This window comes from Mastigocoleus sp. MO_188.B34 (genome assembly GCF_030065675.1).
Taxonomy (GTDB): Bacteria; Cyanobacteriota; Cyanobacteriia; order Cyanobacteriales; family Nostocaceae; genus Mastigocoleus.
Window position 1 is genome coordinate 43,182 of record NZ_JASJDK010000029.1, and the last position, 6,000, is coordinate 49,181.

Sequence of the window (6,000 nt, forward strand, 5' to 3'; positions counted from 1 at the left end):
GAACTATTTCATTTACCGAACAAAACGAAAATACATATTTATAATTTAAGTATAGAGAACTATTTATATCAAATCCGTTTGAGCGATAATCATAAAGTTATTTCCAATTTCAGTATCTTGACTTCTCCACGGTTGTAATCAGTGGTAATTATTCAACCGGACTTGATATTAGTCCTGACAGTTAGTGTGGAGGTAAGGTCGTGTCAAGGACTCATGTCAGAAAAAATCTCACGAAGATATTTATTTATACTTTAACTAGTATTTTACTGATTTCTCCTGCTTTCAATAGCTCATATTTAGCTCTTGCTGAGGACGTAAATGAAACTATTGAGCAAATAGAACGTTTCCTAAAGCATAAACCCAATAGCCTAGAAGGAAATCTTAGATTAGCAGCAGCATATGCAAATAAATATAGTGATACTAAAGAAATACGTTATTTAGATTTGGCAATTGAGAAGGGTAGAAAGGCAGTTCAGATCGAATCAGAATTTCTTCCTGCTAATATGCTTCTGTATATGTTGCTAAGCCAGAAAGCAATACAACAGCGAGATGTAACATTATTTAGCGAACTTAATGAACAATATCAGGCAATTTCGCAGAGTTCTCTGAAACCAAAACAACTAAAAAATATTCCTCATCCTTCTTTTTTAGCAGCTCTTGTCTACTATAGAATCAGTGCAGATAAAACTGGAACTCCTGAAGAAGTAAAATACGAAAATCAAGCTATAAATGAACTCAGAAAAGCTATTCGTATCCACCCAGATGTCTCAATCTATCATCTACTTCTGGGAAGAATTTACTATTACCAGAATAAGAATGATTTAGCTCTGCTGGAAGTCAAAGAAGCTATTAGGCTAGAACCACGGGATCCCGATAACTATTTATTACTGGGGGATATTCATCAAGATAATATTCACCGGGCAGAAAATTGTTGGGATGATCGGGCGATTACCCAGGGGATTCAAGCATATAAAGAGGCTACGATACTAGCACCAAATCATCCCTATGCACATTTAGGGTTGAGTAATTTGTATATCCATCGGGGAGCATATAACCTAGCAATTCAAGAAAGCAAAGAAGCAGTAAATTTATATGATACCCACTACACCCGTGCAAGATTAGGATCCACATTGTTACATGTTGGAGATTACGAGCAGGGAATTAAAGAATTGAATGAGGCTCTACACAAAGAACCTTCATCTCCGCTAGCACGTAGTTCACTAGCTCTTGCTTACTTCTTGCAAAATAAATTTGAACGAGCAATCCCAGAATATCAAAAGTATATTGAACAGGAAGATTCACCCAATCCATATGCAATTTTAGATTATCATCTTGCTCTTAAGCATATTGGTAAGGATGAAGAGGCAGAAAAAGTTCTCAAAAAGTATGCAAAAATCTTTGCAGAAAAACCATGGCGATTACATTTGTTGAATTTCCATTTAGGTAAACTTTCTAAATCAGAATTGATTAGCAAAACCAAACACAAATGTCATAAATCTGAGGCATTTTTCTATATAGCACATCAATATTTACTTGTAGGTGATAAGGGTAAAGCTCGTGAATATTTCCAGAAAACTTTGGACATGAAAGTTTTTGGTTATAGCGAGTATATAGCTGCTCGTTATCAAATTAAACTTTTAAATTTTCATTGAACAACAGCCAAATTACTCTCAATTTATAGAGAGAATAAATAACAGAGGGGAAGAAGGAATGATTTGTTTCTTTCACCCCTCCCCCAGAATGTTAGATTGAATATTTTGTTTGTCAAACTTTGGTTTGGCAAAATTTACTTTATCGAAATATAGAACTTACTTGCGACTCATGAAGGAAAAACTATTCAAAATAATAATTATGGTAGGTAAAGTTAATGAAAATAACAACACAAAACAAAATCTTATTTTGTAATCATAAAATAATTCAAAAACGTCTGTTGCGAGGAATAACAGCAGTATTATTATCAGCAATAGTGGTGACAGGAACACAAACACCTATAGCCCTAGTCAAAGCAGAATCATTAACAAAGCTTAAAGAATCTTTTTCAGATCCGGTAAATTCTTCCCAATTAAATCGTACCGCTCGGGATGAGGTTCAGAAATCATCAAACCTGCGATCGCGTGCATTAAAACAATCCCATCTTACTGCCCAAGTCCGTAAGACAGTGCTAGAAAATGGACTGACCATTCTGACAAAAGAAGTTCATTCCGCACCAGTAGTTACAATGCAAGTTTGGTATAAAGTTGGTTCCCGCGATGAAGCACCTGGAGAAAAGGGGGTAGCTCATCTCCTGGAACACATGCTGTTTAGAGGAACAAAAAAACGTCCAGTTAAATTTAGCAACTTGTTCGCAGCCCTCGGTAGTGAATTTAATGCCTTTACTACTCGTGAATTTACATCTTACTTTGCTAATGTGGAGTCGAATAAACTGGATGCTTTGTTGGTTTTAGAAGCCGATCGCATGGAGAATTCCATAATTGATGAAAATGAACTTGCTGAAGAGAAAAAAATTGTCATAGCCGAAATCCAAGGTACGGAGAATAATCCTTACTACCGCTTATACAACTCTCTGATGAAAGCAGGATTTCCCAATCAGTCTTATGGTATGAGCGCCACAAAGTCTGATATTGAAAAAATTACTGCTGAGCAAGTACGTAATTTTTACCGCCAAAACTACCGACCAGACAACGCTTTTCTAGTCATCGTTGGGGATTTTAAAACCGAACCGACTCTTAAAAAAATTCAAGAAGTCTTTGGTAAGATTCCTTCGGTTAAACAGATAAATGGGGAAAAATCAAGTAGGATAACAGGTACGATAGCTCCCAAAACTGCCAATACTGATTCTTCCAAAGTTATAATTCGCCGAGAACCTGGGGGATTTCCCTCGGTCGGGGTTGTTTATCCTTTACCAGAACCTAACCATCCCGACTTACCTGCATTATTAGTGGTGGATTACATCTTAACTTATGGTCAAAATTCCTATCTTAGAAGAGCTTTAATCAGTTTAGGTTTGGCTGATAATGTTATGGGGGATCAAACTATCTGGAGTGATGGAGGATCGTATATATTGTGGGTAACAACAAACTCAGATCGGCAGCTAGAATCAATTGAAAAAGTTATTCAATCGGCGATCGCATATTTACAAACTGAAGGGGTGACAACAGAACAAGTCAACATCGCAAAAAGGCAAATCCAAGGTAACTATATCCTCAAATACCGAGATATTCACAGCCAAGGAACTCTATTGGGCTACAATCAAGCGCTTACAGGTGACTATCGCTATCCGGACTTAATGTTAGCAGCAATAGATCGAGTAAGTACAGCTGATGTACAAAGAGTGGTGAATAAATATCTTAATCCAAACAATCGTACAGTAGGATTTTTGAAACCAACTCAAAAAACAAAACGAGCAAGTAACCCGAAAAATATTAACTTTGATCGCACAACTGAAGACTTTCTTCCTAAAAAACCTTTTTCTCTTGCAGAAGTAGCTCAATATTTACCATCTTTCCCACCTCCAAGTAACAATCATCAACAACCAATTCCAGAACAGCTTACCTTACCTAATGGCTTACAAGTTTTGCTGTTACCTGACTCCAGTAGTCCATCTGTTTCTCTAAGTGGTTTTATCCGCGCGGGACAAGAATTTGAACCCAGAGAAAAAGTTGGTTTAGCTACTTTGACAGCAATGAAGGTATCTATCACATCAATCTCACGCATACGACAGCTTGAGAGTAGAAAAGGAATAGTACTCAAATTACAACCAGATCGAGAAGGGGTAAAAATTCATGGTGTAAGTATCGCAGAGAATCTACCTTTCCTAATGGAAAACTTAGCAGATTTTTTGCAATATCCTACGTTTAAAACAGTACCTTTAGAATTTTACCGGGAATCTTATCTTACTATTCTCAACGCTATCAGTCGCGATCCTGCTTTAGTAGCCGAACAAACCTTTGCACAAGCAATCTACCCAGAAAATCATCCATTACATCATGTTCCCACTGAAGCAACTCTCAAGGCAATTACTGAAGAGGATATTGTCAATTTTCACCAAACTTACTATCGACCCGATAGAACAATATTAGCTCTAGTAGGAGATTTTAACCCTTCAGAAGTAAAAACACATTTGAAAACTGTACTAGGATACTGGCAAAGTAGTGACAATAAACTGAGGTCGGATTTACCTCCTGTCTCACCTCCCGATAAAGCCTTACATTTGCGTAAAGTTGTTCCCGGTCAAACTCAGTCTCTGATTATCATAGGCTATCCCATTACACTTTCGAACGATTCCCAATTCTACGCAACATTGATACTTAATAATATTATTGCTGGAAATCCATTGTGTAGCCGTTTGGGAAGTGAACTTCGCTATCGTCAAGGGTTAACTTACAAGGTTCAAAGTAATTTTCACTCCACAATGAATAGCAGAGTTTTGGCTATCAGAATGCAAACAATGCCAAAATATACTAAGAAAGTCATTAGTAGTACTCTGAAGGTGCTCGAAAATCTACAAGAACAAGGTGTTACTAAAGGGGAAGTTGAAACTGCGAAACAAAGTTTAATCAGTTCCTATAAACTGTCTTTAACAGATCCTGACATGCTAGCAAGCATCATTGTTAACAACCACATATCTGGAAATCCACCTGAATTTATTCGTCAAATACCCAATGACATCCAAAGAGTTACTTGGGAAGAAGTCAATCAAGTTGCAAAGAATCTATTTGATCCAGACAAAATGATTGTAGTGACAGTAGATGGTGATTAAATATCCGATGTTCTCAAGATATGTTTTTGGTATTGATTTTTTAGATTACTATTAATCAAAAATTCCTGTAAGTAACTTAACGGGGTTCAGACAATAACTAACAAAAACATGTCTAAATGCCGTTCATTAATGCTGTAATAATTGTTGAATCGCACTTACTATAATTTCTGGTTCATCCACCCAAACAAAATGACTACTTTTTGCTGCTTGCAATTGAATAGAGTTATTTGAGAGTTGTAAAAGCTCAGTGTGCATTTTTTCTCGTAGTCGATCGGCTGTTTTTAACGGCATATAAAAACTCCAGATAGTTCGCCGAATAAATGTGGCAGCTTTAATACTAATAATAGGAATATTACCTAAATTATTTGCTTTACTGGTCTGATGTGCACTTAGATTCAAATTCCACATTTCTCGATACATAGTGAGCCAGTGCTGGTAACTATAAAAAGAGCGTTTTACCTTTCGTAAAATTTGATAATTAAAGTTACGTAATTCTTTTTTCATTAATTCAAATAAACCAATATTTGATAGTAATCTTATGATGCCTAATATGGAACCTATAATAGACATCAAAAACCCAGAGATGAAAAATACTTTTAGCCCTATGAGCATGGGTGACATTTTTAGCATTTCTGTTTCATACAGCCCATCTGTCAGTACAATTCCTGCTATTTTTTCTGGAAAATAATGGGCATATAGACGAACATTATAACTACCAAAAGAATCTCCAACTAAAATGTAAGGAGGTTCAATCCCTCCTCGACTCAAAAGAGTATCTAATTCTCGGACAATTTCTTCACTACAACGTTTGTTGGGGCTGGGTTCGCTCCAACCATACCCTGCGCGATCGTAGATACAAACCCGCGTGATTTTAGCAATTTTTTCAATAAGAAAATAACCGTCAAGTCCACCAAGACTATGCTCAATTACAACGGTAACATTTCCTACACCTTGGGAATATAAATGTAGTTTATAACCACCAACATCAATTAATTGACCTGGAGGCTTATATTTTATGTTATCAAACATAGTCGCGATCGCATGATAGCTAGTAGTAACCAATAAAATCAAAAATCTAATTGGAATCTGCACAATATTTAACTCTTATAAGATAGTAATTCAATCACAAATATATACTGAAATTTGAAAGCTTATGTTGAAGAATTTACTCCTAAAAGCTTTGTCAAAAGTTGAGCTATATTCATTAAATTACTATTTCACAATATCAAATTTATTGTATT

Annotated in this window: 3 protein-coding genes; 2 read left to right on the forward strand and 1 reads right to left on the reverse strand. The window is 36.0% G+C overall.

Annotation, left to right across the window (positions count from 1 at the left end; all coding sequences use genetic code 11):
• The first annotated feature begins 200 nt into the window (after positions 1-200).
• Together QNJ50_RS09860 and QNJ50_RS09865 are read left to right on the forward strand one after the other, a co-directional pair.
• A complete protein-coding gene (locus QNJ50_RS09860; protein WP_300634792.1) occupies positions 201-1,652 on the forward strand; it encodes a tetratricopeptide repeat protein in 1,452 nt (483 codons plus the stop codon).
• A gap of 215 nt (positions 1,653-1,867) precedes the next feature.
• Positions 1,868-4,759, forward strand: a complete 2,892-nt coding sequence (locus QNJ50_RS09865) for a pitrilysin family protein (protein ID WP_300634794.1) — start codon at positions 1,868-1,870, stop codon at positions 4,757-4,759.
• A gap of 126 nt (positions 4,760-4,885) precedes the next feature.
• Here QNJ50_RS09865 and QNJ50_RS09870 read toward each other — a convergent pair whose 3' ends face one another.
• Positions 4,886-5,851, reverse strand: a complete 966-nt coding sequence (locus QNJ50_RS09870) for an alpha/beta hydrolase (RefSeq protein ID WP_300634797.1) — start codon at positions 5,849-5,851, stop codon at positions 4,886-4,888.
• Positions 5,852-6,000: the final 149 nt, after the last annotated feature.